Origin of the sequence: Arenibacter aquaticus (genome assembly GCF_003957295.1) — a bacterium.
GTDB lineage: Bacteria > Bacteroidota > Bacteroidia > Flavobacteriales > Flavobacteriaceae > Arenibacter > Arenibacter aquaticus.
In genome coordinates, this window is sequence record NZ_RQPJ01000004.1 from 1 (window position 1) to 1,887 (window position 1,887).

1 tRNA gene and 1 rRNA gene are annotated in these 1,887 nt (G+C 52.1%); both read left to right on the forward strand.

Annotation, left to right across the window (positions count from 1 at the left end):
• Positions 1–209 precede the first annotated feature (209 nt).
• Positions 210–1,733, forward strand: a 16S ribosomal RNA gene (locus EHW67_RS09530).
• A gap of 79 nt (positions 1,734–1,812) precedes the next feature.
• Positions 1,813–1,886: transfer RNA gene (locus EHW67_RS09535), tRNA-Ile, on the forward strand.
• The last annotated feature ends 1 nt before the right edge of the window (position 1,887 follow it).

Genomic DNA, 1,887 nt, shown 5'->3' on the forward strand with positions numbered 1-1,887 from the left:
AAAAAAAGCTTGGCAGGTTAAAAAAAGGTTGTACATTTGCAGCCGCTTTGGGAAACAGAGCGAACGAGAAAAAAGAGTAAACGAGTTCATTGATATATTGTAAAGACAGCGTGCCCCGGTCCGGAGACGGTCCGGGGCGCAGAAAAAAAATCGAAAGAACGGGCCGGGAAAAGTGCTTTTAGTGGTTGATCGAAGTTATATAAGAATCAACGATGAAGAGTTTGATCCTGGCTCAGGATGAACGCTAGCGGCAGGCCTAACACATGCAAGTCGAGGGGCAGCGGGGATAAGCTTGCTTATCCGCCGGCGACCGGCGCACGGGTGCGCAACGCGTATAGAATCTGCCTTGTACTGGGGAATAGCCCAGAGAAATTTGGATTAATGCCCCATGGTATGTAATTGTGGCATCACATTTACATTAAAGGTCACGGTACAAGATGACTATGCGTCCCATTAGTTAGTTGGTAAGGTAACGGCTTACCAAGGCAGCGATGGGTAGGGGCCCTGAGAGGGGGATCCCCCACACTGGTACTGAGACACGGACCAGACTCCTACGGGAGGCAGCAGTGAGGAATATTGGACAATGGGCGGGAGCCTGATCCAGCCATGCCGCGTGCAGGAAGACGGTCCTATGGATTGTAAACTGCTTTTGTACGGGAAGAATAAGGACTACGTGTAGTCTGTTGACGGTACCGTAAGAATAAGGATCGGCTAACTCCGTGCCAGCAGCCGCGGTAATACGGAGGATCCGAGCGTTATCCGGAATCATTGGGTTTAAAGGGTCCGTAGGCGGGCCATTAAGTCAGGGGTGAAAGTCTGCGGCTCAACCGTAGAATTGCCCTTGATACTGGTGGTCTTGAGTTATGGTGAAGTGGCCGGAATATGTAGTGTAGCGGTGAAATGCATAGATATTACATAGAACACCGATTGCGAAGGCAGGTCACTAACCATATACTGACGCTGATGGACGAAAGCGTGGGGAGCGAACAGGATTAGATACCCTGGTAGTCCACGCCGTAAACGATGGATACTAGCTGTCCGGGCGCAAGCCTGGGCGGCCAAGCGAAAGTGATAAGTATCCCACCTGGGGAGTACGTCCGCAAGGATGAAACTCAAAGGAATTGACGGGGGCCCGCACAAGCGGTGGAGCATGTGGTTTAATTCGATGATACGCGAGGAACCTTACCAGGGCTTAAATGTGGTCTGACAGCTTTAGAGATAGAGTTTCCTTCGGGCAGATCACAAGGTGCTGCATGGTTGTCGTCAGCTCGTGCCGTGAGGTGTCAGGTTAAGTCCTATAACGAGCGCAACCCCTGCCGTTAGTTGCCAGCATGTAATGATGGGGACTCTAACGGGACTGCCGGTGCAAACCGCGAGGAAGGTGGGGATGACGTCAAATCATCACGGCCCTTACGTCCTGGGCCACACACGTGCTACAATGGCCGGTACAGAGAGCAGCCACGTCGCAAGGCGGAGCGAATCTACAAAACCGGTCACAGTTCGGATCGGGGTCTGCAACTCGACCCCGTGAAGCTGGAATCGCTAGTAATCGGATATCAGCCATGATCCGGTGAATACGTTCCCGGGCCTTGTACACACCGCCCGTCAAGCCATGGAAGCCGGGAGTGCCTGAAGTCCGTCACCGCAAGGAGCGGCCTAGGGCAAGATCGGTAACTAGGGCTAAGTCGTAACAAGGTAGCCGTACCGGAAGGTGCGGCTGGAACACCTCCTTTCTAGAGAATTTGCCATTGGGGGCAATTTTCAAGGGCCCGTTTTTTCGATTTCTGTTTTTGCAAATAATAAACTATAGTGAGTCTCATAGCTCAGCTGGTTAGAGCGCTACACTGATAATGTAGAGGTCGGCAGTTCGAGTCTGCCTGAGACTAC